At 32.8% G+C, this 24,942-nt stretch carries 22 protein-coding genes; 10 read left to right on the top strand and 12 right to left on the bottom strand.

Features of this window, described 5'->3' with window-relative positions:
- The first annotated feature begins 59 nt into the window (after positions 1-59).
- Positions 60-1,028: an NAD-dependent epimerase/dehydratase family protein gene (locus Q0772_RS05580; protein ID WP_298341220.1), complete on the top strand. Its 969-nt coding sequence runs from the start codon at positions 60-62 to the stop codon at positions 1,026-1,028.
- 47 nt (positions 1,029-1,075) lie between these two features.
- A complete protein-coding gene (locus Q0772_RS05575) occupies positions 1,076-1,666 on the top strand; it encodes a HupE/UreJ family protein (RefSeq protein WP_298341218.1) in 591 nt (196 codons plus the stop codon).
- A gap of 148 nt (positions 1,667-1,814) precedes the next feature.
- Here Q0772_RS05575 and Q0772_RS05570 read toward each other — a convergent pair whose 3' ends face one another.
- Positions 1,815-2,366, bottom strand: a complete 552-nt coding sequence (locus Q0772_RS05570) for a VOC family protein (protein ID WP_298341217.1) — start codon at positions 2,364-2,366, stop codon at positions 1,815-1,817.
- Between the two features lie 331 nt (positions 2,367-2,697).
- Between Q0772_RS05570 and Q0772_RS05565 the strand changes: the two genes are divergently transcribed.
- Positions 2,698-3,129, top strand: a complete 432-nt coding sequence (locus Q0772_RS05565; RefSeq protein WP_298341215.1) for a dCMP deaminase family protein — start codon at positions 2,698-2,700, stop codon at positions 3,127-3,129.
- Positions 3,129-4,718: a S41 family peptidase gene (locus Q0772_RS05560; protein WP_298341213.1), complete on the top strand. Its 1,590-nt coding sequence runs from the start codon at positions 3,129-3,131 to the stop codon at positions 4,716-4,718. The genes Q0772_RS05565 and Q0772_RS05560 overlap by 1 nt, the downstream gene beginning before the upstream one ends.
- An 84-nt stretch (positions 4,719-4,802) precedes the next feature.
- On the opposite strand, the gene Q0772_RS05555 is transcribed toward Q0772_RS05560, so the two are convergent.
- The 4 genes from Q0772_RS05555 to Q0772_RS05540 all read right to left on the bottom strand — a co-directional run bounded on the left by Q0772_RS05555 (position 4,803) and on the right by Q0772_RS05540 (position 7,007).
- Positions 4,803-5,375 carry a hypothetical protein gene (locus tag Q0772_RS05555; RefSeq protein ID WP_298341211.1) on the bottom strand — a complete coding sequence of 191 codons (573 nt, stop codon included), beginning with the start codon at positions 5,373-5,375 and terminating at the stop codon, positions 4,803-4,805.
- 171 nt (positions 5,376-5,546) lie between these two features.
- Positions 5,547-6,152, bottom strand: coding sequence for an FAD-dependent oxidoreductase (locus tag Q0772_RS05550; RefSeq protein ID WP_298341210.1), 606 nt, complete (start codon positions 6,150-6,152; stop codon positions 5,547-5,549).
- 2 nt (positions 6,153-6,154) lie between these two features.
- On the bottom strand, positions 6,155-6,358 hold the full coding sequence (locus Q0772_RS05545) for a hypothetical protein (RefSeq protein ID WP_298341208.1): 204 nt from the start codon (positions 6,356-6,358) through the stop codon (positions 6,155-6,157).
- 61 nt (positions 6,359-6,419) lie between these two features.
- A complete protein-coding gene (locus Q0772_RS05540; protein ID WP_298341206.1) occupies positions 6,420-7,007 on the bottom strand; it encodes a MarC family protein in 588 nt (195 codons plus the stop codon).
- Between the two features lie 209 nt (positions 7,008-7,216).
- On the opposite strand from Q0772_RS05540, the gene Q0772_RS05535 reads away from it, so the two are divergent.
- The 3 genes from Q0772_RS05535 (at position 7,217) to Q0772_RS05525 (ending at position 11,335) form a co-directional block, all read left to right on the top strand.
- A complete protein-coding gene (locus Q0772_RS05535) occupies positions 7,217-7,780 on the top strand; it encodes a DUF3109 family protein (RefSeq protein ID WP_298341204.1) in 564 nt (187 codons plus the stop codon).
- Between the two features lie 480 nt (positions 7,781-8,260).
- Positions 8,261-9,535 carry a ribonucleotide-diphosphate reductase subunit beta gene (locus tag Q0772_RS05530; RefSeq protein ID WP_298341202.1) on the top strand — a complete coding sequence of 425 codons (1,275 nt, stop codon included), beginning with the start codon at positions 8,261-8,263 and terminating at the stop codon, positions 9,533-9,535.
- A 3-nt stretch (positions 9,536-9,538) separates the two neighbouring features.
- Positions 9,539-11,335, top strand: coding sequence for a ribonucleoside-diphosphate reductase subunit alpha (locus Q0772_RS05525; RefSeq protein ID WP_298341200.1), 1,797 nt, complete (start codon positions 9,539-9,541; stop codon positions 11,333-11,335).
- Between the two features lie 179 nt (positions 11,336-11,514).
- On the opposite strand, the gene Q0772_RS05520 is transcribed toward Q0772_RS05525, so the two are convergent.
- From Q0772_RS05520 to Q0772_RS05510, 3 genes are all read right to left on the bottom strand, one after another.
- On the bottom strand, positions 11,515-12,375 hold the full coding sequence (locus Q0772_RS05520; protein WP_298341198.1) for an OmpA family protein: 861 nt from the start codon (positions 12,373-12,375) through the stop codon (positions 11,515-11,517).
- A 143-nt stretch (positions 12,376-12,518) separates the two neighbouring features.
- The gene (locus Q0772_RS05515; RefSeq protein WP_298341196.1) at positions 12,519-12,800 is read right to left on the bottom strand and encodes a pyrimidine/purine nucleoside phosphorylase; all 282 of its coding nucleotides are present in this window, start codon (positions 12,798-12,800) and stop codon (positions 12,519-12,521) included.
- 89 nt (positions 12,801-12,889) lie between these two features.
- Positions 12,890-15,175: an inorganic phosphate transporter gene (locus tag Q0772_RS05510; RefSeq protein WP_298341194.1), complete on the bottom strand. Its 2,286-nt coding sequence runs from the start codon at positions 15,173-15,175 to the stop codon at positions 12,890-12,892.
- 288 nt (positions 15,176-15,463) lie between these two features.
- On the opposite strand from Q0772_RS05510, the gene Q0772_RS05505 reads away from it, so the two are divergent.
- A complete protein-coding gene (locus tag Q0772_RS05505) occupies positions 15,464-15,778 on the top strand; it encodes a nicotinic acid mononucleotide adenyltransferase (protein ID WP_298341192.1) in 315 nt (104 codons plus the stop codon).
- Between the two features lie 69 nt (positions 15,779-15,847).
- On the opposite strand, the gene Q0772_RS05500 is transcribed toward Q0772_RS05505, so the two are convergent.
- From Q0772_RS05500 to Q0772_RS05490, 3 genes are all read right to left on the bottom strand, one after another.
- On the bottom strand, positions 15,848-17,017 hold the full coding sequence (locus Q0772_RS05500; protein ID WP_298341190.1) for a multidrug transporter: 1,170 nt from the start codon (positions 17,015-17,017) through the stop codon (positions 15,848-15,850).
- 46 nt (positions 17,018-17,063) lie between these two features.
- Complete coding sequence (locus tag Q0772_RS05495) at positions 17,064-19,871, bottom strand: TonB-dependent receptor (RefSeq protein ID WP_298341189.1); 2,808 nt, start codon at positions 19,869-19,871, stop codon at positions 17,064-17,066.
- A 294-nt stretch (positions 19,872-20,165) separates the two neighbouring features.
- A complete protein-coding gene (locus tag Q0772_RS05490; RefSeq protein WP_298341187.1) occupies positions 20,166-20,552 on the bottom strand; it encodes a carboxypeptidase-like regulatory domain-containing protein in 387 nt (128 codons plus the stop codon).
- A 159-nt stretch (positions 20,553-20,711) separates the two neighbouring features.
- Between Q0772_RS05490 and dgt the strand changes: the two genes are divergently transcribed.
- Together dgt and Q0772_RS05480 are read left to right on the top strand one after the other, a co-directional pair.
- Positions 20,712-22,052 carry a dGTP triphosphohydrolase gene (gene dgt, locus Q0772_RS05485; RefSeq protein ID WP_298341185.1) on the top strand — a complete coding sequence of 447 codons (1,341 nt, stop codon included), beginning with the start codon at positions 20,712-20,714 and terminating at the stop codon, positions 22,050-22,052.
- Between the two features lie 241 nt (positions 22,053-22,293).
- Positions 22,294-23,157, top strand: coding sequence for a hypothetical protein (locus Q0772_RS05480; RefSeq protein WP_298341182.1), 864 nt, complete (start codon positions 22,294-22,296; stop codon positions 23,155-23,157).
- A 2-nt stretch (positions 23,158-23,159) separates the two neighbouring features.
- Here the strand turns inward: Q0772_RS05480 and dxs are convergent, their stop codons facing one another.
- Positions 23,160-24,923, bottom strand: coding sequence for a 1-deoxy-D-xylulose-5-phosphate synthase (dxs, locus tag Q0772_RS05475; RefSeq protein WP_298341180.1), 1,764 nt, complete (start codon positions 24,921-24,923; stop codon positions 23,160-23,162).
- Positions 24,924-24,942 lie beyond the last annotated feature (19 nt).

Genomic DNA, 24,942 nt, shown 5'->3' with positions numbered 1-24,942 from the left:
ATGAATTATTATCAATAAAATCTTATTATTTTTGAAATATCTTTATAATAAGTGATTTAATGAGCTCTAAAATATTAATAATTGGTGCTGGTGGGCAAATTGGTTCAGAATTAACATATAAGCTAAGGCAGATGTATGGTGAGGAAAATGTAATTGCTACGGATATTAATCGAAATAATTCTGACCTAGTAAATTCTGGAACTTTTGAAATTTTAGATGCAAAAGATTATGAAGGCGTAAAAAAATGTGTTGAAACGTACAATATTGACACTGTGTACTTAATGGCCGCCATGTTAAGTGCAACTGGGGAGAAATTCCCAGAAGAAGCATGGAATTTAAACATGGATTCTTTATTTCATGTCTTGAATTTAGCCAAAGGTAAGCTTATAAAAAAGGTGTTTTGGCCATCAAGTATTGCGGTTTTTGGGCCTACCACTCCAACCAAGTATACCCCGCAATATACTACCACAGAACCCAAAACAGTCTATGGTATTACAAAACAAGTTGGCGAACGTTGGTGTGAATATTACCATGATAAATACGATGTGGATGTGAGGAGTATACGTTACCCAGGAATAATAAGCTGGAAAACAATTCCTGGTGGCGGCACAACTGATTATGCAGTTGAAATATACCACGAAGCTGTAAAAACAAAATCGTATAACTGCTTTTTAAAAGAAGATACCGAATTACCAATGATGTTTATGGATGATGCTATTAAAGCCACCGTTGACATTATGATGGCAGAACCAGAAACAGTAAAAATAAGATCGTCATACAATTTAGCAGCCATAAGTTTTACACCTAAAGAAGTTGCTGCTTCTATAAAAAAATACATACCAGATTTTAAAATAAACTACGTGCCAGATTACAGGCAAGACATCGCAGATAGTTGGCCAAAAAGTATAAACGATTCTTATGCAAGGCAAGATTGGAACTGGAAACATTCATTTTTATTGGAAGATATTACAAAAGAAATGATTTTTCAGCTACGCAAAACATATAAAGCTATTTCAAGAACATCTTAATAATTGTATATTTGGACAACCCTAAATCAACCTAAACCTTAATTATTATGCTAGAAAATTTTTGGTTTAATGTAGAATATGGTATTAATCATGTACTAGATATTAATGCCTACGACCATGTTTTATTCCTCATTGTTTTAACAGTGCCCTATGTTTTTAAAGACTGGAAGCGGGTGCTATTATTAGTGTCTCTGTTTACTTTAGGGCATACACTATCTTTGGTGTTGGCAGCCTACAATGTAGTAAGCGTAAACGCTACCATGGTAGAATTTTTAATACCTATTACCATTTTAATTGTTGCACTTTTTAATGTGTTTACTTCTGGTAAAGGCGCACAACGCGAAAAAGTAGGCATCCTGTTTTTATCAACACTATTTTTTGGTTTAGTACACGGCTTAGGCTTTGCCCGCGAATTCCAGATGCTTTTGGGTGATACAGATAACAAACTAATATTACTTTTAGAATTCGCTTTAGGTATAGAAATAGCACAGGTTATCATCGTATTTATCGTTCTATTTTTAGGCTATGTAGTGCAAACTATTTTCAGGTTTACAAAACGCGATTGGATCATGGTAATTTCAGCCATCGTAGTAGGTTTGGTAATTCCCATGATTTTAAATAGCAATTTTTTGGCCTAAATTATTTAGGCTATAATGTAGGGTTTTTAACTAATTATGTGATTTCTTGTTGCTCTTCCGATAGCAATCAGGACTACTCTGTAGAAATGACAAATACTTAAAAATCAGTCTTATTACTATTTTTGTTTTTATGTAGAACTAAGTTTACTTAAGGTAAGTTTAGTTGCCACGAAACACCAAATTGATCAATAACCCATCCAAACTTTTTGCTAAAGCCGTAGTTATTCAAAGGCATAGTTACTGTACCATTTTCAGATAATTTTGAAAACAGTTTTTCAAGTTCACTTTCGGTTTCGCAATCAATAAAATTGGATACAGCTGGAGAAAACCCCCAATCGTGTACAGGAGGACTATCGCTACACATAAACAGGCTCCCATTCAAATCAAATGTAGCATGCATAATTTTTCCAGCTTCAACAGGGGCACCTTCTCCCCAACGTTTTACGTTTATAATTTTGGAGTTGTCAAACAATGCTACATAAAAGTTCATAGCGTTTTCCGCATTGTTATCTTGAAATGTAAGAAACGTTTTTATCTGATTTTTAATTGTTGCTTTATGTTTTGTAACGATACGTTTTAAACTGTCGTTTTTTATTTTCAGTTGTTCAATTTTGGCAAGGTTAGTTTGCGCTTTTTTTGAGTCTGAGCAACCTGTAATAAGAAAGCATAATAAAACTAACTGAAGTATTGATTTTTTCATTTTTAAAAGGGTTTTATTTGTGGTTTACTTTTAATTATGATAATTAGTAAATTTATTATTTACATAATATATTAATTATTTTTTTATTGTAAACCGTTTTTTAGTGGAGCTTGTAATAAATTAAACTTTCGTAAAACTTTAACGAAACTAGCGTTGTAATTAAAATACGAACCCTGTATATTCGTTATTTAGTTTTTGCGTTAAGGATTGTAGAGGAAATCCTTTTGCTTTTTTTGCAAAAGATTGAAACGTAAAGCCTGACCCGAATTGTAATAAAGCTAAAAGCTTACGTGAATTTTAAATGAGGGTAACGCCCAAATACATAAAATTAATGCCAGACAACAAACAGTTAAAATATGATAAGGCGTATCTGCGTATAGCGCAAGAATGGGGTAAGCTTTCGTATTGTAAACGCAAGCAAGTAGGTGCCATTATCGTTAAGGATAGGATGATAATTTCTGATGGATATAATGGTACACCATCTGGTTTTGAGAATTTTTGCGAAGACGAAGAGGGCTATACCAAATGGTATGTTTTGCATGCAGAGGCTAATGCCATTTTAAAAGTAGCAGCATCTACACAATCGTGTAAAGGGGCAACCTTATACATTACATTGTCTCCATGCAAAGAGTGTAGCAAGTTAATCCATCAAGCAGGTATTGTAAAGGTGGTTTACAACAGAGCATATAAAGATAATTCTGGTTTAAAATTTTTAGAACGTGCCGGAATAGAACTAGAACTTATAGAAGATTTAAACGAATAATGTCGTACCAAAAAAAATATTTACCCTTAGTGTTAGGTGTTGCTATTGCAGCAGGTATTTTTATTGGCGGTAAGTTAGATTTTACCGACGCTCCAGATCGCTTATTTTCTACCAATAGTAAAAAAGATAAACTCAATAGGCTTATAGATTATATTGAATACGATTATGTAGATGATATTAATACAGACAGTATTGTTGATGTTACTGTAAATGGTATTTTAGATAACCTCGATCCGCATTCCGTTTATATCCCAAAAGCAGATATGGAGCGTGTTGCTGAGGAAATGAAAGGCGATTTTGTGGGTATTGGTGTGAGTTTTTACACTTACAGAGATACTATAGCTGTAATTCGTGCTATTGAAAACGGACCAAGTGCAAAAGTAGGTATTAAAGGCGGTGATAGAATTATTACTGCCAATGGCGATTCGTTATTCGGAACACATTTAAAAGACGGTGAAATTATTAAAAAGTTAAAAGGTGAGATGAACTCTAAAGTAAAATTAGAAGTTTATAGGCGCGGTGAACCAGAACTTTTAAAATTTACCGTAAAGCGAGGAACCATTCCTATTAAAAGTGTTGATGCTGCTTATATGCTTACTGAGAAATTGGGATATATAAAGATTAACCGATTTGCGGAATCTACTTATAAAGAGTTTAAAAAAGGGATTGAAAAATTAGAGGCATTAGGCGCTACTGAAATAGCAATAGATTTAAGAGATAATCCTGGTGGGTTTTTAGGTATAGCCGAAAGCATCGTAGATGAATTTCTTGAAGATGATAAACTTATTTTATTTACTAAAAATAAAAGAGGAGATGTAGAGAAAAGTTATGCTACCAGCAAAGGTGATTTTGAAGATGGTAAAGTGTATGTATTGATAGACGAAAACTCTGCTTCAGCCAGTGAAATTGTTGCAGGTGCGCTTCAAGATAATGATAAAGGCACTATTGTTGGAAGGCGTTCTTATGGTAAAGGACTCGTACAACGCGAAATGGATTTAGGCGATGGTAGTGCTGTGCGCTTAACGGTATCTAGATATTATACACCTACAGGACGCTCCATACAACGCCCATACACCAATGGGAATAGAGATTATTACGATGAGTATTTTGATAGATTGAATAGCGGTGAGCTTCTTGATCCTGAAAAAATTAAAGTAGACGATTCGCTAAAATTTACCACACCAGCAGGAAAAATTGTGTACGGTGGTGGCGGTATTATTCCTGATGTTTTTGTGCCTATTGATAACAGCATGCAAAACGAAACGTTATCGTTTTTACAACGCCGCGGTTTTTTTGGAAATTTTGTGTTTGAGGAATTAGAAAAAGACCGACATGTTTATGATGATTTACAGCGACAAGACTTTATAGATTCGTTTGAAGTAGGTGACGATTTAGTATTTGCTTTTCAAGACTATTTGAATCTCAGAACAGAATCTAAAGTAACCTTTGTGGCCTATCATGATGAGGTAAAACAATACATAAAAGCAACCCTAGCCGATCAACTTTTTGGGGCTGGTGCTTTTGAAGAGGTTTATAACCAACGTGATATTATGATTGATGAGGTTATTAAGTTGAGTGATGATAACTAATAATTACTAACAAGCATTAAAAATCTTACCCTTAGCACAGTCGATAGGTTATTTCAGAAATTTAGAAAACTTAAGTAAACGAAATTATTCATTTTTGTTTAAGCCCTGTTCAATCATTTCAGCTTTTTCCATTAACGTTTTAAATTGCTGCTTAACCTCTTGTAAATCAAAATCTAATCCGTGGTGTTCCATTTCTTGTTGTGCACCTTCTAAAATCAAGCAACAAGTTTCAAAACGTTTAATTAAATTTTTGTCTCTTTCAATGGTTTTTGGTTTTACTAATCGTAAAACCGATAACAGATATAATACTAGTGCAATTACAATACAACTGGGTATTATAATAATTGTGGCTGCTATACCAATTAAAAAGTTAGTTAAAGTACTATCATCAAAGACTTCTCCAGCATCATTGTGATACGCTTCATGGCAGTGATTAGGGCCATCTACAGGACAAAATGTAAAATCGATTATTTTTTCAAACCAATACCAATACCATGGTATCTTTCCAGATTCAAAATTATAATGATGATTGTAGTAGCCTACTCTAGCAGAAATGGTATTATCTGGATTACCACCAGCTAATGCGTTTCCTAATTGATCTATAGAGACAAAAAAGTGGGAGAAGAACTTCCAAATTTTAGTTGTTTTAGTAATCATAATCCGTTGAAATTAATGGTTTAAATCGCAGAGATGTAAAAAACACCTCATTAGAGCTACTAAAATGTTATAGAGAAAGTGCTTTAAAGATAGTAAAATAGTTGTTTAGTGATTTGTTCAATCTCTAGATTTTTTAAAAATGAACCCAAAAAGCAGATTGGTTATTTACAACTAAGCAATTTTATCATGCACCTTAGCATGTTTTCCACTATTCCATAGTGTTAAAATATCAGTAGCTACATGCGCGCCACTTCCAGAAGCTATAGCAAATTGACTACGCCACCCTGCTAATGTACCAGCAACGTATAAATTTTTTTCAATTAAATGATCGGTGTTTTTTAACCAAATACGGTGTTTTTCAATAGCTGCTCTTGGATGCGGTTCAATATAATGATCTAAACCTTTTATCGTCATTAAATTGGTGTAGCCAACAGCAATTACAACAAGTTTAGATTGGCAAATATTTTTATTGGTTTTTATTAGAAATCCGTTTTCTGATCTTGATATTTCCAAAACTTTTTCTCCATCAATTTGCTCAATATGCGGGTATAAGTTTGCAAGTTGCGCTTTACCGCTGTTTAAAATTGAAGCACCAGTTGTTCCGGGAGCTAATCCTAAAACATTATTAAATAAAGCCGTTTGTAAATGCGAGGTTTTTTGATGCGTAATAATACCAATAGTTTTATCCTTTGCAAAAGGTTTGTTTTTTGCTGAGCCTAAAACTAAGGCGCAAGACATACCTGCGGCACCACCACCAATTATTAATGCATCGTACATAGTTACTTCTTTCCTTTTACTTGGTCTTCAATACGTTTTGAAGTTCTTAAAATAGCCATCATAACTATTACGCAGAGTGAAGCAACAATGGTTATAATTGCAATAATACTATCACCTTCAAAAGGGGCATTAAAATCCACTTTAGTAAAATTAAAAATGATTAAACCTAAGGCAATAACGCTAAGAATGATACTAAGGATTTTCATGTATTTTAATTTTATAGACCATTTAAAATAGCCTTTTATTTGTAAAATTTTGTTGTTTCACTTATACTAAGTCAAACAAGGCTTTAATGTTATGCGCAAATAATTTTACGGCAATAGCCAATAAAATAACACCAAATACTTTTCGTATAATATTAATACCGTTTGCTCCTAAAAAGCGTTCTATTCTTGATGATGTTTTAAGTACAATATAAATAATAATAACATTCATTAAAACGGCAATTATAATATTTTCTGTCCTAAACTCTGCTCTTAAAGACAGTAGAGTAGTTAAGCTTCCTGGACCAGCAATAAGCGGAAATGCTAATGGAAAAACAGCAGTTGTTAAAGATGCATTTTCATCTTGCTTGTAAAGAGTGATACCAAGAATCATTTCTAAAGCAATAAAAAATAATATAAAAGCACCTGCTACAGCAAACGAATTAACATCAATACCAATAAGATTTAATATGCTTTTTCCTAAAAACAAGAATATAATTAAAATAATACCAGCTACAATAGAAGCTTTTTCGCTTTGAATATGTCCAGCTTTTTTTCTTAAATCAATAACAATAGGAATGTTTCCAACAATATCAATCACTGCAAACAAAACCATGAAAGCGGTAAATATTTCTTTAAAGTTAAACTGCATAACTAGAGCATTTTATATTTAAAAAAGGTCTTGCAAATTTTTGCAAATCCTATAGAATTGTCATTCTCGCGGATGCGGGAATCTAAAAATTAAAATCCCAGTTTTATGGAATTCTTAATTTTTCGCAAAAGTATAGCATTATTAGTTAATTATCTTAAAAATAAAGTCAAAGTTTGTCTATTTTTGTAAACGTTTTTTAATGCGTTTTTATGTTTCAGCTAGGGAAAACCATAGTTTCAGAAGATATTATAGAAAAAGATTTTGTTTGTAATCTATCGGCATGTAAAGGTGCGTGTTGTATTGATGGTGATGCAGGAGCTCCTATAGAATCTGACGAAGCAAAAATTTTAAAAGATATTTATCCTAAAGTGAAACCCTTTTTGCGAAAAGAAGGTATTGATGCTATTGAATCTCAAGGGGCATATATTACTACTGAAGAAGGAGAATTGGAAACACCACTTATTAATGGAGCGGATTGTGCTTATGTTATTTTTGATGAAAACAAGATAGCACTTTGTGCTATTGAAGAGGCATATAACCAAGGAGAGGTATCATGGAAAAAACCAGTTTCATGTCATTTATATCCAATTCGAGTTCAAGATTACACTGAGTTTTCGGCAGTAAATTATCATAAATGGCAAATTTGCGATGATGCTTGTGCACTTGGTAAAGAGCTTCAAGTTCCTGTTTATAAATTCGTAAAAGAGGCACTCATAAGAAAATTTGGTGAAGATTGGTATACCGAATTAGAAAAGGTTGCACAAACTTTTTAACACTTCCAAAAAAACATCAAAAAACACCTTAAAAAGCCCCATGAACAAAGGACTTTTCATTTCAATAACTTTATTTTTTTTTGTAAACATTTTAAATTTTAAAAAAAGTTAAAATATTGATTTTCAATAATTTAACTAATTTTTTCTGTAAACTTCTGAGTTTCAACACAAAAAAATCTTTGTTAAAAACTTGTTGAAAAGGTTTTTAGATTCACTTAAAAACGTATCAATCATTTTGCAATCTTTGTTGAGCTCAATTCTGAGTAAAAACACAAAATTAGCTTGTTAATAAACTTGTTAAAAAGGTATTTTAAGATTATCAAAAATACATTTAACAATTTATAATCTTTGTTGAAGCCATTTTTATCGAAAAGATATTTTTCAATAAAGTTTTTCTAAAATGCACCAGATTTTAGGGTGTGTTTTTCAGGGAAAATCCTGCAAGTCTTTGTATGTTAATTATTTAACCAATACCATCAAATGGAAATAACTCACATTATTAAACGCGACTACGAAACTACCCCTTTCGTTTTAGACAAAATCACTAGTGCTATTGAAAAAGCTATGCTTTCTGTAAACCATGGTACTAAAGAGGATGCAAAAGATATTTCAGACAGAGTATTTGAATCTCTTTTAGCAAGAAAAGCTGTGGATAACAGGTACGTTCCTACAGTAGAACAAGTACAAGATATTGTTGAAGATAAATTGATGGATAGTGCGTTTCATAATGCAGCCAAAGCCTACATTTTATATAGAGATGAGCAAGCTAGAAAAAGACAAACTAACATTTTTGAGAAGCGTATTAATCTGAAACCTTACGAATATCCTGATTTATATGAATATGTAAATGCTATTAGGCATTCATATTGGATTCACACTGAGTTTAACTTCACAAGTGATATTCAAGATTTTAAAGCACAACTTAATGCAACTGAGAAATCTGCTATTAAAAACACCATGTTAGCAATTTCTCAAATAGAAGTTGCTGTGAAATCATTTTGGGGAGATATTTATCAAAAAATGCCTAAACCAGAAATAGGATCTGTGGGATCAACTTTTGCTGAAAGTGAAGTACGCCACCATGATGCCTACTCACATTTATTAGAAATATTGGGTCTTAATGAAGAGTTTAAAGCTCTAAAAAAGAAACCTGTTATCATGAGACGTGTACATTATTTAGAAACGGCTCTAAAAAACTCTAAAAGTGAAAATATTCAAGAATATGCAGAATCCATTTTGTTATTCTCACTGTTTATTGAACATGTATCATTGTTTTCTCAGTTTTTAATCATCATGGCTTTTAACAAGCATAAAAACATGCTTAAAGGTATATCTAATGTGGTAGAAGCAACTTCAAAAGAAGAGCAAATACACGGAGACTTTGGTATTGATATTATCAAAATCATCAAAAAGGAAAACCCAAGTTGGTTTGGTGAAGAGTACAACGGTAAAATTCAAACTATTTGCAAAGAAGCTTTTAAGGCTGAAAGTGATATTGTTGATTGGATTTTTGAAGCGGGCGAATTGGATTTCTTGCCTAAAGCTGTTGTAAATGAATTCATTAAAAAACGATTCAATAACTCATTAGAGAGTATTGGTATTGATAAAGTTTTTGAAGTGGATGATGAATTATTAGCGCAAACTGAATGGTTTGATGATGAAATTATTGGAACCAAACACGGCGATTTCTTTGTAAAACGATCCATTAACTATAGTAAAAGAACAAAAAGTATAACCAGTGACGACCTATTTTAAACTATGAAAATTAAAACAAACACCCCTCAAAACAACGAAACAACAGAAAAAAAATCAAACTACGACCAACTTGTAAACGCAAGAAAAGAGCAAATTAAAAATGCTAATCAATCTGCTACTGAGCAAGGGTTTGAATGGTTAACTGAAAATAGTCGTAAATTTTTAGCATCAGGTTACTTAACTGATGGTGCTACCCCAGAAGAAAGAATACGTGAAATAGCAGAAAGAGCAGAACAGATTTTAAAAATTGATGGTTATGCAGATAAGTTTTATAAATACATGTCTGAAGGCTTCTTCTCTTTGGCTTCACCAGTATGGTCTAACTTTGGAAAAAAGAGAGGCTTACCAATAAGTTGTTTTGGATCTAACATCGCTGATGATATGGGTAATATCCTTTACACCCAATCTGAGGTAGGAATGATGTCTAAATTAGGTGGTGGTACGTCTGGTTATTTTGGGAATTTAAGACACAGAGGCGCACCAGTAAAAAACAATGGCTCGTCTTCTGGAGCAGTACATATCATGCAACTTTTTGAAAAAATGGTTGATGTTGTTAGCCAAGGTTCTGTGAGAAGAGGTCGTTTCTCACCATATTTACCTGTAGAGCATCCAGATATTAAAGAGTTTTTAGAAATTGGTACAGAAGGTAATTCTATTCAAGAGTTAACACATGGTGTTAGTGTTACTGATAAATGGATGGAAGAAATGATTGAAGGTGATGTTGATAAACGTTCTATTTGGGCAAAGGTTATACAACGTAGAGGTGAAATAGGATATCCATATATTTTCTTTAAGGATAAAGCTAATAATCAAGCTGCAGATGTATATAAAGACAAAAAGCATCAAATTGTTGCAAGTAATTTGTGTACTGAAATCATGTTGCCTTCAAATGATAAATGGTCGTTTGTATGTGTATTATCGTCTGTAAATTTATTGCATTATGACAAATGGAAAGATACTGATGCTGTTGAAACCATGGTGTATTTCTTAGATGCCGTAATTACTGAATTTACTGAAAAATTAGAAGAATTTAGAGATTCTGATGATTTAGAAGACAGGCAAACATTTATGTTTATGGAGCGTGCCTATAATTTTGCTAAAGACAATAGAGCTTTAGGTTTAGGCGCTTTAGGTTGGCACTCTTTACTACAATCAAAAATGTTATCTTTTGATAGTACAGAAGCATTTAATCTAAATAGTGAAATATTTAAAACTATAGAAGAGAAGTCGTATAAAGCATCTAAAGAGCTAGCCGAATTATTTGGTGAGCCTGAAGTTTTAAAAGGATATGGTAGACGTAATGCGACATTAAACGCTATAGCACCTACAACATCATCAGCCTTTATTTTAGGGCAAGTTTCTCAAGGGATTGAACCTATTTGGTCTAATATTTATGTAAAAGATATTGCAAAAATTAAAACCACTATAAAGAACCCATTCCTATTAGACCTTTTAGAAGAAAAAGGAATGAATACCCCAGATGTGTGGCGAAGTATTAGAGATCATGATGGTTCTGTGCAACATTTAGAATTTTTAACTGATAATGAGCGTGATGTATTTAAAACCTATTCAGAAATAGATCAGTTAAACATCGTATATCAAGCTGCTAATAGGCAAAATCATATAGACCAAGGGCAATCTGTAAATATTATTGTACATCCAGATATGCCGGTAAAAGACATTAATAAAATTTATGTTACAGCATGGAAACTAGGTCTTAAGTCATTATACTACCAACACAGTATGAATGCTGCTCAAAAATTCAAACAGAAAAAAGAGTGTGCGAGTTGTGAAGGATAAAAGGAACTACTAATAAAAGTTTCTTAGGGGTTCCCTCGAAAGGGGGAACCCCAAATTTTTAAAAAAGGTATCTCTATTGAGATACCTTTTTTTATTAGTAAATTTTAAATATATAACTAAACAAAAAAAGCATCACGTGAGGGCGTGATGCTTTTTAATTACAAAAATAAATAGATTAATTAATCTAATATGCTATTTTCTGCAACAGTATTATCGTTTTCAGACATTAAAGCAAAGAATTTATCAATGTTTGGAAGTATGATAATTCTTGTACGTCTATTTTTTGCTTGGTTTTCTCTAGAATCATTTTCTGCAATAGGTTGGTAACTACTTCTACCAGCTGCAATTAATTTTTCTGGAGCTACATTATATTTCTCTTGTAATTTTCTAACTACTGAAGTGGCTCTTAAAACACTTAAGTCCCAGTTATCAGCAATATGACCTGAGCTTATTGTTCTTGAATCTGTATGACCTTCTACCATAACATCTAAACTAGGTTCAGAGTTAATAACATCTGCTAATTTTTGTAAAACGTTATCAGCTTTAGAACTTAGTCTGTAACTTGCTGTGTTAAATAACATATCATCTGCAATAGATATCATCACAACAGTTTCGTTAATATTAACTGCAAAATCTTCATCCTCGTTCATATTGCTTTCGCTAATTGTTTTTTCAAGGTTGTAAGCCACAGCTAAATTCATTGAATCTTTAAGTGTTTTAGCTTGTGCTAATTTTTCAGGATTCACATTTTTAAGTGTTTCTTGCATTTTAGCTTTTGTGTTATTAGACATAAATGCAACACCTTCTACAACGTCTAACTTAGCATCATTTTCTTGTTTAAGTGATGCTATTTTAGAATTATAGGCATCAACACGAGATTGAATTTTATCAAACTTAGCTTCTAAATCTTCTTTAGCAACTTTTGTTTTTTGTAATTCACTTTTAATTTCACCATTTTCTTGTTCTAAAGCCATGTATTTCTTTTTAGAAACACAAGAAAAAGTGAGGGCAACTAATAATAAAATTGAAATTTTCTTCATAATAAAAAAAGCTTTTGATTTATTTTATTTACGATGAAAAGACAATTATAGATGTTAAGATGTAACTTATTTTCTTATAAATATTGAATACTTTATAAATGACTTAAATTCAATTAGTTATGGTTTTTTTATAAAAAAGTAGCTTATTTATATTGGCATAAATATGAGGTTTGACTAGATACTTTTACTTGGAATTTTTCATTAGCATCAATTTTGAAGGAGTCCCCAGGGTTATAAGCTACCCATGTATTGTTATTGGGAAGTTTTACTGTCATTTTACCTTCAATAACATACATGGTTTCATGTGTAGAAGTGCTAAATTCATATTCGCCTGCTTCCATTACACCTACAGTAGATTGTCCTGATGCAGATGTGTAGCCTAAAGATTTTACATTACCTCCAAAATATTCGTTTGTTGAAATCATATGTTTTTATTTAATAGTAGTGTTTTTATGAAAATAGAAAAGCACCCTACAACAGGGCGCTTTTTAATATTGTTTTATCTGTAATTTAATTATTCATCATTTTCAGGATCAGAAATAGTTGCTGGTTCAACAGAACCATCATGAGCATTATAATACTCTTCTAAAAGAGTCATAGTAGCTTTTAACAAATCTTTTGTTTCTAATAAAACACTAAAGTAAAGTGTTGTGTTTTTTGGACTTGACTCTTCGGTTCTGGTTCGTTCTACCTGCTTTTGAATCTTATCTGTCAATAAATCAAAAACCTCTTGTTTCTTATTTAATACAGAACCAATCTCTTCAAATGAATGAGAATTGAAAGCTGTTTTAGTATCATTAAAAAGTACCTCTAAAGTAGCATCGACCTCCTTTAATTCTTTAATTTGCGTGAATTTTAACTTTTTATGATTGTTATTAACGTGCTTGAAACTCACGTTAGAAATGTATTCTAAAGATTGGGCTAGGTCTTGTAAATGACTTAGAATATTAATATAAAAATTACTGGCAGTAACACTCGGTTCGTCTAAATTTTTAATAAAATAAAATATATTATCTCTCAAAGATTCAATTTCGTTTGATAGCTTATCTATATTTTTTTTATTCTTTTTTAGCAGTTTTAAATTATGAGTAGCCAAACCATTTATAGCACTTGTATAAATTTTATTTCCACGTTTTACTACATTGGCAATATTCTCTGCACTCTCAATGATAACACCTTGGGTAGAGCTACTCTCTGCTTTTTCTAAAGTATTCTCTTCCTTTTGGACTATGGCTTGTTTTCTGTGGCTTAAATAATTTTTAATAAGGAGAACAACAGCTAAAACAAGTAAAGCAGTAAGCGCATAACCTTTACCGTAAAATAAGATTAGTGCCATAATTGCAGCAGCCACAAAAGCACTTAATGCTGTAAAAAACCATCCGCCAACTACATTTAATACACCAGCTACTCTATATACGGCACTTTCACTTCCCCAGGCACGATCAGCAAGCGATGTTCCCATAGCAACCATAAACGTAACATAGGTTGTAGACAAAGGCAACTTCATAGACGTCGCAATTGAAATAAGAACACTAGCAACCATTAAGTTTACTGATGCTCTTACCAAATCAAAAGCAGGAACATCTTCTGGCTTAATTACAACAGCTAATTTGGGTTTTTGAAATTGCTTTTCAATTTGTGCTTTAAATGATTTAGGAAGGATTGCATTTAGATTATCAGAGGCAGTAATACTCATTCTTACAATACCTCTTGATAAAGAGTTTGGTTCAAATCTTTCCTCACCAGAGTCTTGACGCGATAAATCCACAGATGTTTTAACTACTGCTTTAGCTTTACTAGAAAACCAAAGGGTAAGCACCATAACCAAACCAGCTATTAATAGTAAAACGGGTTCTGTAGCAACAGGTTCTCCAAGCGCTATCATTGGAAAGTTTGATGGTAATATATTCGAAACAGACCAAGCTTCGTAAGAGTTAAATGCAGCAATAGGGACGCCAATGAAGTTAACTAAATCGTTTCCTGCAAAAGCAACAGCTAAAGCAAAAGTACCTACTACGATAATTATTTTATAGATATTTAACTTAAAGAATTGCATAAGTGCCATTGAAACCAATGTTAGTAGAATAAAACTGATTCCTAAAAGCGCTAAATTATTATCTGATATTAATGTTTTAAGATCACTGCTCATAAAAGAAGCATTCTTGATACCCTTTATAAGAATAAAATATAAAATTGAAGTTGTAGCTAAACCACTAAAAATTGCACCGAATAATTTTGGCTTTTCACTAAAGTTGAAAGACAATAATAATCTGGATACAAATTGTATAATGGCTCCAATAGAAAATGCAACGACAACAGATAATAGAATACCTAGTATAATCTCTATGGCTTTCTCATTATTTATGTAGTTTCCTAAGTCTAGTATAGTTTGATTACTATCAGGAGACGCTATTTTTAAAATAGCAATACAAACAGATGCACCTAAAAGCTCAAAAACAATAGAGACAGTTGTTGAGGTTGGAAGACCAAGAGTGTTAAAGAAGTCGAGTAATAGAATATCTGTAATCATCACCGCCATAAAAATGATCATGATTTCATCAAACATAAACTCGCTAGGATTAAAAATACCTTTTCTAGCAACTTCCATCATACCGCTTGAGGTTAGAGCACCAACGGCTACACCTAAACTAGCAACAATCATTATGGTCTTAAAAGAAACCGCTTTTGAACCTATAGCAGAGTTTAAAAAGTTTACGGCATCATTACTTACACCAACTACTAAATCAGCAATAGCTAAAAACGCTAGAGCAACTAACATGTAGATATAAATATCTCCCATTTAAAATGTAAAAATTTTTATTGAAAGCAAATGTCGAATTTTTAAATGAACCCAATGTTATGGAAATGTTATGTTCTTTTCAAAAAGTCTAATAATGTTATTTATAAAGTCTGGGACTAACCACTCATATTATGAAGGTTACATAATTTTGATGTTTTTTAAATAATTAAATATCTTATAATCAATGCATTACATTGTCAATGTTAATTTAATGTTACCTAAATGTTGTTTAAATGTAAAATAGATTATATATTTGTTAAGTAATTATTAATTAAAACCCCATAGAAAATGAAAAATATAGCCATATTAGTAATAGCACTTTTTACAACATTAAGTTTTGCTCAGAAAGAAAGAACTTTAACCCTTAATAAAGAAACTAATTTAATTGAAGTAGTTTATTACCACGATAATGGTGAAGTTAGCCAAACTGGAACTTACACTGCTGATGGGAAATTAGAAGGTGAATGGTTAAGTTTTGATGAAAAAGGTTCTAAGTTAGTAACTGCTTATTACAAAGATGGCAAAAAAGTTGGAAAATGGATTTATATAATCGATGGTAAGTTAAAAGAAGTTGATTATTCTAAAAATGTGGCCTCAATTTAGTTGTAGCCATTATATATAAACAAAAAAGCATCCCAAAAAGGGATGCTTTTTTGTTTTTTTAAAATCAATTTATTTAGTCCAACCTGCTCCCCAAGTTGCATAATCTGTAGCCGTACCGTTTCCTTCACCAGTATAAAAATCAGCATCAGTAAAAGTTACAGTAGTATCATTTTTCATATTAGTAGTTACATCAACAAAAGTAACATCTGTTACTTGTAAATCGTCACTTACTACACCGTTTCCAGTATCTTCATCGTCAAGATCAAATCCTTCAATATAACCTGTGATATGCACATTATTAAAGATTCCTTGTGTACCTGCTCTTAGTCTTACAGCTTCTGAGTGTCCAGCTGCAGTTCCTTCACCTACAATAGTTAAATTATTAACAGTAGGTTTAGAGAATATACCTGTAGCATTACTAAAATCTGTATTAAATCCATCGGCTTCGATAGCTTTATCATCTGTAATCCTGTTTGAGATATAAACATTAGTTAAAGTTCCTGAATATCCTTCAGTCCAATCAACAGAATCATCTTCAGCGTTTACAACAGATACAAAACTTGCATTGACAGTTCCACCGAAAAACTCGATACCATCATCTTTTCCTGCATAAGCTTGAATATAGTTTACAACTGTTCCGTTACCTACACCGTAGAAAGTAATTCCGTTGTTTTCAGATTGTCCATCTGCTGCACCACCAGAATACTCAACACGAACATAGTTTAAAGATCCTGAATTGTCATCTGCAACATTTCCACCATAAGGCAAACTTGCAATTTCAGAAGTTGCTGTTGCGGTTCCTGTTACAGAGTTTATAGGTGCGCTACCTAAAATAATTAAACCACCCCAATCTCCAGCCGCAGGGCTAGAAGCATCAGATGTAAAAACGATTGGACAATCAGCAGTACCATTTGCAACTATTTTTGCGCCTTGAGAAATAGCAACGTAAACATCAGAACCAGCAGCTAAAGCTTCAATAGTCATACATGCAGGAATTGTTAATGTTGTTCCGCTTGCCATAATTAACGACCCATTTAATTTATAGGTATTATTAGCATCTAAAGTTAAATCTTCAGTAAAAGTACCTGATAAGAAAATAGTTTCAGGGTCTGTATCACCACCACCTGTTGTATTATTTACAACACTATTATCGTTTATTACAATATCAGCAGTGTCGTCAGTTGAGCAAGAGAAAAGCATTGAAACTAATACTAAGCCTAAGATTATTTGTTTTTTCATTGTTATCATTTTTAATTTATTTTTTTGTTATTGTGTAGCTTTATTATTAAAATTTATATTTAAGTTGAAGTCCTATATTTAAACCTCGTTTGTAATCTGTTACACCTTTTCCGTTTGCAGATACGACTAGAACATCTCCAAAATTTTGATCTTCTCTAACGTATTGAATGGTTGGGTTTAATAAGTTTTTAGCACTAAAGTTGATTTCGAAATTTTCTTTGATGGTATTTTTCCAAATAAAATCTAAGGTCGGAACACTTTTTTCAACAATGTTTCCTAAGTCTCCAGAACCTAAGGCATCTATACGATCTGAGAAATATGAGAATACTAAATTGGCAACAGGTTTGTAATTCTCATTTGATGTTGGTGAGTAACTAACATCAGCATTTAATAAGAATGGTGATGCACCTTGTAATTCGTCTTCGTTTCTATCAAAAGCTAAATCGAAAGTGCCATCTATAGTTTCGTATAAGTCTTGTTTCGTATTCATATAAGTGGCGTTTATACCAAAAGATAGATTAGCATTGTCATCTTCATCAACCAAAAGGTTTTTTCTTAGTTCAACCTCAAAACCATAAATAGTGGCTTGGTCTCCGGTTCTTACATAACGTTGTGTTCCTGTAGCATCTCCAACAACGACAAGGTTAATTGGATTGTCTATTTGTTTTGTAAATGCGCCTACTGAGAAAATTTCACTTTTACCAAAGAACCATTCGTATTTTAAATCGATGTTTAAGACATCTGAATACCCAAGTACATCTGGGTTACCACCAATTCTTGTAGATACATCCTCATAAACAAATGGTGCAATTTCTTTAAACTCTGGAGTAGAAACGGTTCTACTTGCAGATAAACGTAGGTTTTGCTCATCGTTTAAAGTATACTTAATATTTAAACTAGGTAGAATAAACGTTTCGTTTGATGTTTTTGAATCTACACCATCGTTTCCTAAGTTAATTACATCATAAGAAATGTTTTGTTCAAAACTTTCAAGTCTTACACCGGGTACAAATAACCATTTTTCGCCAGCAGTAATTTCAGCATCAATATACCCTGAATAAATATTTAACTCGCCACTATATGTATTTTCAAAAAGACCTGGTCTATTAGTATTAGATAATCCTGGATAAGGATTAATAACCTTAATCTCATAAATACCATTTGAAGCAGTGTTAAGATTTAAATTCTCTAAGTTAAAAATCGAATCAAAATTGTTTACATCAGTAATTTGAAAACCGCCATCTACAATATCATAACCGTATCTAATATTATTAAATTGTCTTGTTTTGTGACGCCCGTTATACCCAAAATTGAATTTTAAATTTTCATTAGATTGATATGCTAAATTAATGCGCCCATTATATTCATCATCTTCAATTTTTTGAAAATAACGTTGGTTATCAAAAACAACATTACTGTAAAATGTTGGGTTAGTATTAGGGTCGTTATCTAGTGCAAACTGATAATTTTCAACACTAAATCGCTTTCTATCTGGTTGGTCAGAGAATACTTTGTTATAACCAAATCCCCAATCTAATTCAAGCTTACCAGATTTGTGATTTCCTAATAATTGGTTTACAAACATTCTAGTTTGATCGAATTGAATGTTTTGTTGGTAAAAACCTTGGTCAGTATCTAAAATAGCATCTCTATTTCTACCATTTCCATCAATACCAAAATAACCAACTTCATCTGAAGAACTGTTGATAAAAACCGAGTTAAAACTCAAACGGTTATCATTATTAATCTTGTATTTTAAATTGGCCATAGCCGTTGATGTTGTCCCATATTCAAACTCTTCAGAATCTTCAAAAGCTTTCTTTTCTACTGTTGTAAAATCAATATTTTTCCCCCTTCTGTATTCATAGCTGTTTTCAAAACTACCTGTGAAGAAAACACTTAATTTAGACCCATTATCAAATTTGAATGAGTTTCCAATGGATGCACCATATGCAACATTAATAGGAGTGTCAACACTAACAGGATCTACACCATGCGATAAGATTATTGCAAAAGGGTTATGTTCGTATCTGCCATAGTATCCAAAATAGCCAGAACCTTCACTTCTAACAAAGTTTTTATCTATAGCATTGGTATTAAAACCAGAACCCACAAAGGCATCAACAAAGAAACCTCCGTTATGCTCTTTTGAGGTAATGTCTACATTACCTGCAGCAAAATCCCCATAAAACTGAGCAGCATAAGCCTTACTGATAGATACGTTTTGAATAACGTCTGAAGAGAATAAGTTTAAATCGATATTCTTTTTATTTACATCATTTGATGGTAATGATAAGCCATTCATCGTTGTATTCAAATATCTATCTCCTAAACCACGTACATAAACATTGCTAGATCCTTCTTGTTTTGATACACCTGAAATTTTGGCTACTGCACCTGCAGCATCACTTACACCTTTTCTAGAAAGTTCTTGTGCGCCAATACTTTGTTTAATTTCAACCGCTTTTCTTTGTTCAGTTAATAAAGCTTGTTCACTTTCTCTTGTAGTGGTTGTAGTAATAACTACTTCATCCAAAGATGCGGCACTTGCACTCATCGATACATTTACCTTAATATCGTTTCCAGCTGTAATTTGTACAGGTATTTCTTGTGTTTCGTATCCAACAAAACTGAATACTAAAGTATAAGATCCTACTTCTAAATCGTTGAAAGTATAAAGTCCATCAAAATCAGAAGTGGTTCCTTTGGTTGTACCTTTAATTAAAACATTAGCAAAAGCTAAAGGCTCATTATTATATTCTTTATCAGTTAACTTTCCACTTACAGAACCTGTGTTCTGAGCGTATGTTAATGCTGATAGTAAGAGTAAAAATAATATTGATAATTTTCTCATTAGTTCATTTAATTTCTTGCCGCAAAGAAACCACCGTATTGTGAATAGTATGTTACCTTAGGATTAAAGAACCGTAATAAAAGCGTTAGATTAATGTTACCAATTTCGATAAGTTTTTAGCTATTGGTTACATTTAGTTAACATTAAAATGCAAGTTGTTGATTTGAAATTTCTTGATTCTATTGAATTAGAGATGTAGGGAGTTTTAAAAAAGTAAACACATAAAAAAAGCTTTCCTAAAATTGGAAAGCTTTTTTTATAACTCAATATAATTTATATGTATATGGTCACTAACTAATTGTTAGTTGTAGATGATGTTTGAGCGTTGTCAGCACTAGCAATGGTATTTACTAAATCTTCTAATGATAAGGTGCTTGCTTCCAATGTTAATTTTAAAGCAGTTGTTTTATTAGCTTCTACTTTTATTTTAGACTCTTTTGTTTCATAGCCAACAAAGCTACTCACTAAAGTGTACTCGCCGTTTTCTAGATTTTCAAACTTAAAGTCTCCTTTTTCGTCTGATAATAGTTCAGCTCCAGTTTCTTTAATTACAACCTTAGCAAACATTAAAGGTGCGTTATTCGATTCAACATCTAATAACTTACCACTTATAGAACCTGTCTCTTGTGCATAAGATAATGCAGAGATAAAAAAGATGGCTATGTATATAATATGTTTCATACTGTACTTTAATTCTGTTGCAAAAATACACTCCAAAGCCATAATTTGATGTTACGATAACATTAAACAACCATGATTAAAATGTTACCCTAATGTTAAGGGATTTTACAATATATTTTTTAATGAATTTAGTATCTTGCCTCAGCTTAATTAGATACCATGAACTGGGAACAACTCCTCTCCTTAAAACGCTACGGCGACACCAATAAACGACTACGACAAGAACAAGACGAGACCCGCTTAGGTTTCGAGGTAGACTACGATAGAATTATTTTTTCACAAGAATTTCGTAGCCTCCAAGATAAAACTCAGGTTATACCACTATCAGAAACTGATTTTGTACATACCCGCTTAACACATAGTTTAGAGGTAAGTGTTGTTGGGCGTTCTTTAGGGCGACAAGTAGGGCAAAAAATACTAGAAAAACATCCGCATTTACAAAATGTACACGGTTATCAAGCCAACGATTTTGGTGCCATAGTAGCCACAGCAGCTTTGGCGCACGATATAGGTAACCCACCCTTTGGACACTCGGGCGAAAAATCCATAGGAGAATTTTTTAAAACAGGAGCCGGAAAAATATATAAAGAGCAATTAACTGATAAAGAATACCAAGACCTTTGCGATTTTGAAGGTAACGCCAATGGCTTTAAAATATTAACCCAAAGCAGACCAGGACGTGAGGGCGGACTTCGTTTAAGCTATGCCACATTAGGAGCTTTTACCAAATACCCTAAAGAATCACTACCCAAAAAGCCAACACACCATATAGCCGACAAAAAATATGGCGTATTCCAATCCGAAAAAGAGGCCTTTGTAGATGTAGCTAAAGAACTCGGGCTTGTAAATCGTAGTGATAAGTACCTTAGTTACTCACGCCATCCACTCGCTTATCTTGTAGAAGCAGCAGACGATATTTGCTACACTATTATCGATTTTGAAGATGGTATCAATTTAGGTCTTATTCCAGAAGAATATGCCCTAGAATATCTCTCAAAAGTAATTCGCGATAACATAAAACCAGAGAATTATTATGCTTTGGATAATAAAGCAGATCGTATAGGATATCTCCGCGCTTTAGCCATAGGGGCACTCATAAAAGATGCTGTAGCCATATTTATGAAAAACGAAGACGCCATTTTAAAAGGCACCTTCGATAGTGCACTACTCGATAAAAGCAAATACGAAGCCCAAATACGAGATATCATTAAAATAAGTATCGAAAATGTTTACCAATCCGAAGAAGTAATCGATAAAGAAATTGCAGGATATCAAATCATTAATAAACTCCTTACCGTTTATACCAATGCTGTAAACCATAGTTTTAGTGGTACCGCCTCAAATTACGATGAGCTCATCCTCAAGAGCCTGCCAAAAACCATAAATTTTAGCCATAACAGTATATACCAACGTCTCCTTGCCGTATGCCATTACGTTTCTCTGCTCTCAGATAGTAAAGCCATACAAAACTTTAAAAAGATTGAAGGCGTTACGTTTTAAATTGTAATAATTAGGGCGTTACCCTCAAGGGGTCGGGCTTTCCGCTATATCTTTTTAATGCGTCATTGCAAGGAGCAAGCAACGTTGCCTCTGGTTGCACTGTGCACAACCATTTGTAAGTAAACCAAGTATTAAAAAGGATGCCGCTGCAATCCCTAACGCGGGTATATTTGCCAAAGTCAATTTATCTTAATTACTTGAGGTATATTTGAAAAAGAATATTTTATTTAAATTTAATATTATGAAAATAAAATTAGTGCTTGTAATCCTATCGATAATATTTAGTAATTATACACATTCAACTGAACGTCCTGTTTTTAATAAAAAAACAGATCTTTTAATCGCTCAGTTTGATAGTAAGCCAGATCCCGACGATATTCATGCTCAAGCAGCTTTAGGGTCAATGTTATTACACAAAGACTTAAAAAGTGTAAATTATTTTGTGGTAGCAGGAGCAGTTGGTATTCAAGATGGCTCTTTTATAGACTCTAGTAAATTACTAAAACTCGCATTTGGTAATAAGTGGACTAATGCCCATCAAGATTGGGATGGAGCTGTAAGTTGTATTACAAAAAAAGTATTGCGTACCTTAAAAAAGGGCGGAAAAGTTTGGGTGCAAGAAGCAGGACAATCTAATATTACTGCTGATTGGATTGCAGAAGTGCTTAAAGTAATACCAGAGTCTAAGGTAAAATCAAATGTTATAGTAGTGCAACACAGTAAATGGAATGAAGACCACGCTACAGTATCAGATTTAGACTATGTAAAACAAAAAACAAATTATTTTCAAATAGACGACGGCAATAGAGCCTATGGCGCTAAAAAAGGAAATCGCGGACCACATTTAACACCAGAGTATAGAGCTAAAGACAGTAAATGGATAACTTTGGCTAAAGAGATATCCAACAAAAAAGTGGGACGATTATGGATTGAGGCAGATCATATTATTACTAAAAAATTCCCAAACAAATTCCCTCATGTATGGTCTTACATACATTATGATGGTGTTGATTATTCGGATTGTGTAGAAAATTGGTGGATTTTTAATATTGGTGCATTGGCAGATACTCATACCAAATTTTGGGATAAATACATATTAAACTAATATTAAGTTCTACGTTTTAAATCCATAAAAGTTTGCTTTAAGCTTTCTATATCTAACCCTACTAAAGCTTGTAATTCGTTTACAGTACCATGTTCAACAAACACATCTGGAACACCAAGTAGTCTCAAAGTATTAGTGTATGCATGTTTAGCAGCAAACTCTAAAATAGTTGAACCAAAACCACCAGTTATCGCATTGTCTTCAACCGTTACTATAGTATCATGAGTTTTAAAAATACCATGAAGCAAATTGTCATCCAAAGGTTTTACAAAACGCATATCATAATGTGAAACATCCATGTTTTCTATGGCTTTGGTAACGTTTTTAGCAATAGTACCTATACTCAAAACTGCAAGTTTTTTTCCTTGTTTTAGCTGTTTGCCTTTACCAATCTCAAGCTTAGTAAAAGGTTGTTTCCAATCTAAAGTAACACCTCTACCCCGCGGATAGCGAATAGCAATAGGGTGTTTTAAGTCTAATTGTGCCGTATACATGATGTTACGTAACTCTAATTCGTTTCTAGGCGCAAAAATAATAAGATTAGGAATGCTTCGTAAATAAGAAATATCAAAAACACCATGGTGTGTAGCGCCATCGGCACCCACTAAACCTGCGCGGTCTAAACAAAAAATAACAGGTAAATTTTGTAATGCTACATCATGGATTATTTGATCGTAAGCACGTTGTAAAAACGTAGAGTAAATATTGCAAAATGGTATTAAACCTTGCGTAGCCATACCTGCGGCTAAGGTAACCGCATGTTGCTCAGCAATGCCTACATCAAAAGCACGATCTGGAATTTCGTCCATCATATATTTAAGTGAACTCCCTGTAGGCATTGCAGGTGTAATACCCACAATATTTTTGTTTTTTTTAGCAAGTTCTACTAAAGTATGTCCAAAAACATCTTGATATTTTGGCGGTTGTTTTGTATTTGGTTTTACAGCCAAATCTCCTGTTTTTGCGTCAAACTTTCCAGGAGCATGATATTTTACTTGGTCGGCTTCTGCTTGTTTTAAACCTTTACCTTTTGTGGTGATGATATGTAATAGCTTTGGACCTTTTACAGTTTTTAAACGTTGTAACTCAGAGATAACAGTATCTATATCATGACCATCAATAGGTCCTGAATAGTCAAAATTCAAAGCTTCTATAATATTATTGCGCTTATGTGTTCCTTTTTTAACGTTGGTTAGATATTGTTTTAATGCACCTACACTGGGGTCGATGCCAATAGCGTTATCATTCAATATTACTAGTAAATTAGCATCGGTAACTCCAGCATGGTTTAGGCCTTCAAAAGCCATTCCGCTGGCTACCGAGGCATCACCAATTACGGCAATATGATGTTTGTCTTCACCTTTTAATTTAGAGGCAATGGCCATTCCTAAAGCTGCAGAAATGGAGGTTGAAGAATGTCCAACACCAAATGCATCATATTTACTTTCGCTTCGTTTTGGGAAACCACTAACACCTCCTAATTGTCTGTTGGTATGAAAAATATCTTTTCTTCCAGTTAAAATTTTATGCCCATAAGCTTGATGGCCTACATCCCAAAGTAGTAAATCTTCTGGTGTGTTAAATACATAGTGTAGCGCAATAGTTAATTCTATTACCCCTAAACTTGCGCCTAAATGGCCTTCTTTTGTGGCGATAATGTTGATGATAAATTCACGTAACTCTTGTGCAAGTTGAGGTAAGTCTTTTTGATCTAAAAGACGTAATTGCTTGGGTGTTTTGATTTTATCTAAAATAGATTTTTGCACTCAACAAAAATACGAGAAT

Source organism: uncultured Algibacter sp., from assembly GCF_947490405.1.
GTDB lineage: Bacteria > Bacteroidota > Bacteroidia > Flavobacteriales > Flavobacteriaceae > Algibacter_B.
Note: the sequence above shows the minus strand (reverse complement) of the source record. Positions and strands in the feature narration are given on the sequence as shown.

Coding starts and splice junctions, on each gene's coding strand:
- Q0772_RS05580 (WP_298341220.1), top strand. CDS start 60: ATGAGCTCTAAAATATTAATAATTGGTGCTGGTGGGCAAATTGGTTCA.
- Q0772_RS05575 (WP_298341218.1), top strand. CDS start 1,076: ATGCTAGAAAATTTTTGGTTTAATGTAGAATATGGTATTAATCATGTA.
- Q0772_RS05570 (WP_298341217.1), bottom strand. CDS start 2,366: ATGAAAAAATCAATACTTCAGTTAGTTTTATTATGCTTTCTTATTACA.
- Q0772_RS05565 (WP_298341215.1), top strand. CDS start 2,698: ATGCCAGACAACAAACAGTTAAAATATGATAAGGCGTATCTGCGTATA.
- Q0772_RS05560 (WP_298341213.1), top strand. CDS start 3,129: ATGTCGTACCAAAAAAAATATTTACCCTTAGTGTTAGGTGTTGCTATT.
- Q0772_RS05555 (WP_298341211.1), bottom strand. CDS start 5,375: ATGATTACTAAAACAACTAAAATTTGGAAGTTCTTCTCCCACTTTTTT.
- Q0772_RS05550 (WP_298341210.1), bottom strand. CDS start 6,152: ATGTACGATGCATTAATAATTGGTGGTGGTGCCGCAGGTATGTCTTGC.
- Q0772_RS05545 (WP_298341208.1), bottom strand. CDS start 6,358: ATGAAAATCCTTAGTATCATTCTTAGCGTTATTGCCTTAGGTTTAATC.
- Q0772_RS05540 (WP_298341206.1), bottom strand. CDS start 7,007: ATGCAGTTTAACTTTAAAGAAATATTTACCGCTTTCATGGTTTTGTTT.
- Q0772_RS05535 (WP_298341204.1), top strand. CDS start 7,217: ATGTTTCAGCTAGGGAAAACCATAGTTTCAGAAGATATTATAGAAAAA.
- Q0772_RS05530 (WP_298341202.1), top strand. CDS start 8,261: ATGGAAATAACTCACATTATTAAACGCGACTACGAAACTACCCCTTTC.
- Q0772_RS05525 (WP_298341200.1), top strand. CDS start 9,539: ATGAAAATTAAAACAAACACCCCTCAAAACAACGAAACAACAGAAAAA.
- Q0772_RS05520 (WP_298341198.1), bottom strand. CDS start 12,375: ATGAAGAAAATTTCAATTTTATTATTAGTTGCCCTCACTTTTTCTTGT.
- Q0772_RS05515 (WP_298341196.1), bottom strand. CDS start 12,800: ATGATTTCAACAAACGAATATTTTGGAGGTAATGTAAAATCTTTAGGC.
- Q0772_RS05510 (WP_298341194.1), bottom strand. CDS start 15,175: ATGGGAGATATTTATATCTACATGTTAGTTGCTCTAGCGTTTTTAGCT.
- Q0772_RS05505 (WP_298341192.1), top strand. CDS start 15,464: ATGAAAAATATAGCCATATTAGTAATAGCACTTTTTACAACATTAAGT.
- Q0772_RS05500 (WP_298341190.1), bottom strand. CDS start 17,017: ATGAAAAAACAAATAATCTTAGGCTTAGTATTAGTTTCAATGCTTTTC.
- Q0772_RS05495 (WP_298341189.1), bottom strand. CDS start 19,871: ATGAGAAAATTATCAATATTATTTTTACTCTTACTATCAGCATTAACA.
- Q0772_RS05490 (WP_298341187.1), bottom strand. CDS start 20,552: ATGAAACATATTATATACATAGCCATCTTTTTTATCTCTGCATTATCT.
- dgt (WP_298341185.1), top strand. CDS start 20,712: ATGAACTGGGAACAACTCCTCTCCTTAAAACGCTACGGCGACACCAAT.
- Q0772_RS05480 (WP_298341182.1), top strand. CDS start 22,294: ATGAAAATAAAATTAGTGCTTGTAATCCTATCGATAATATTTAGTAAT.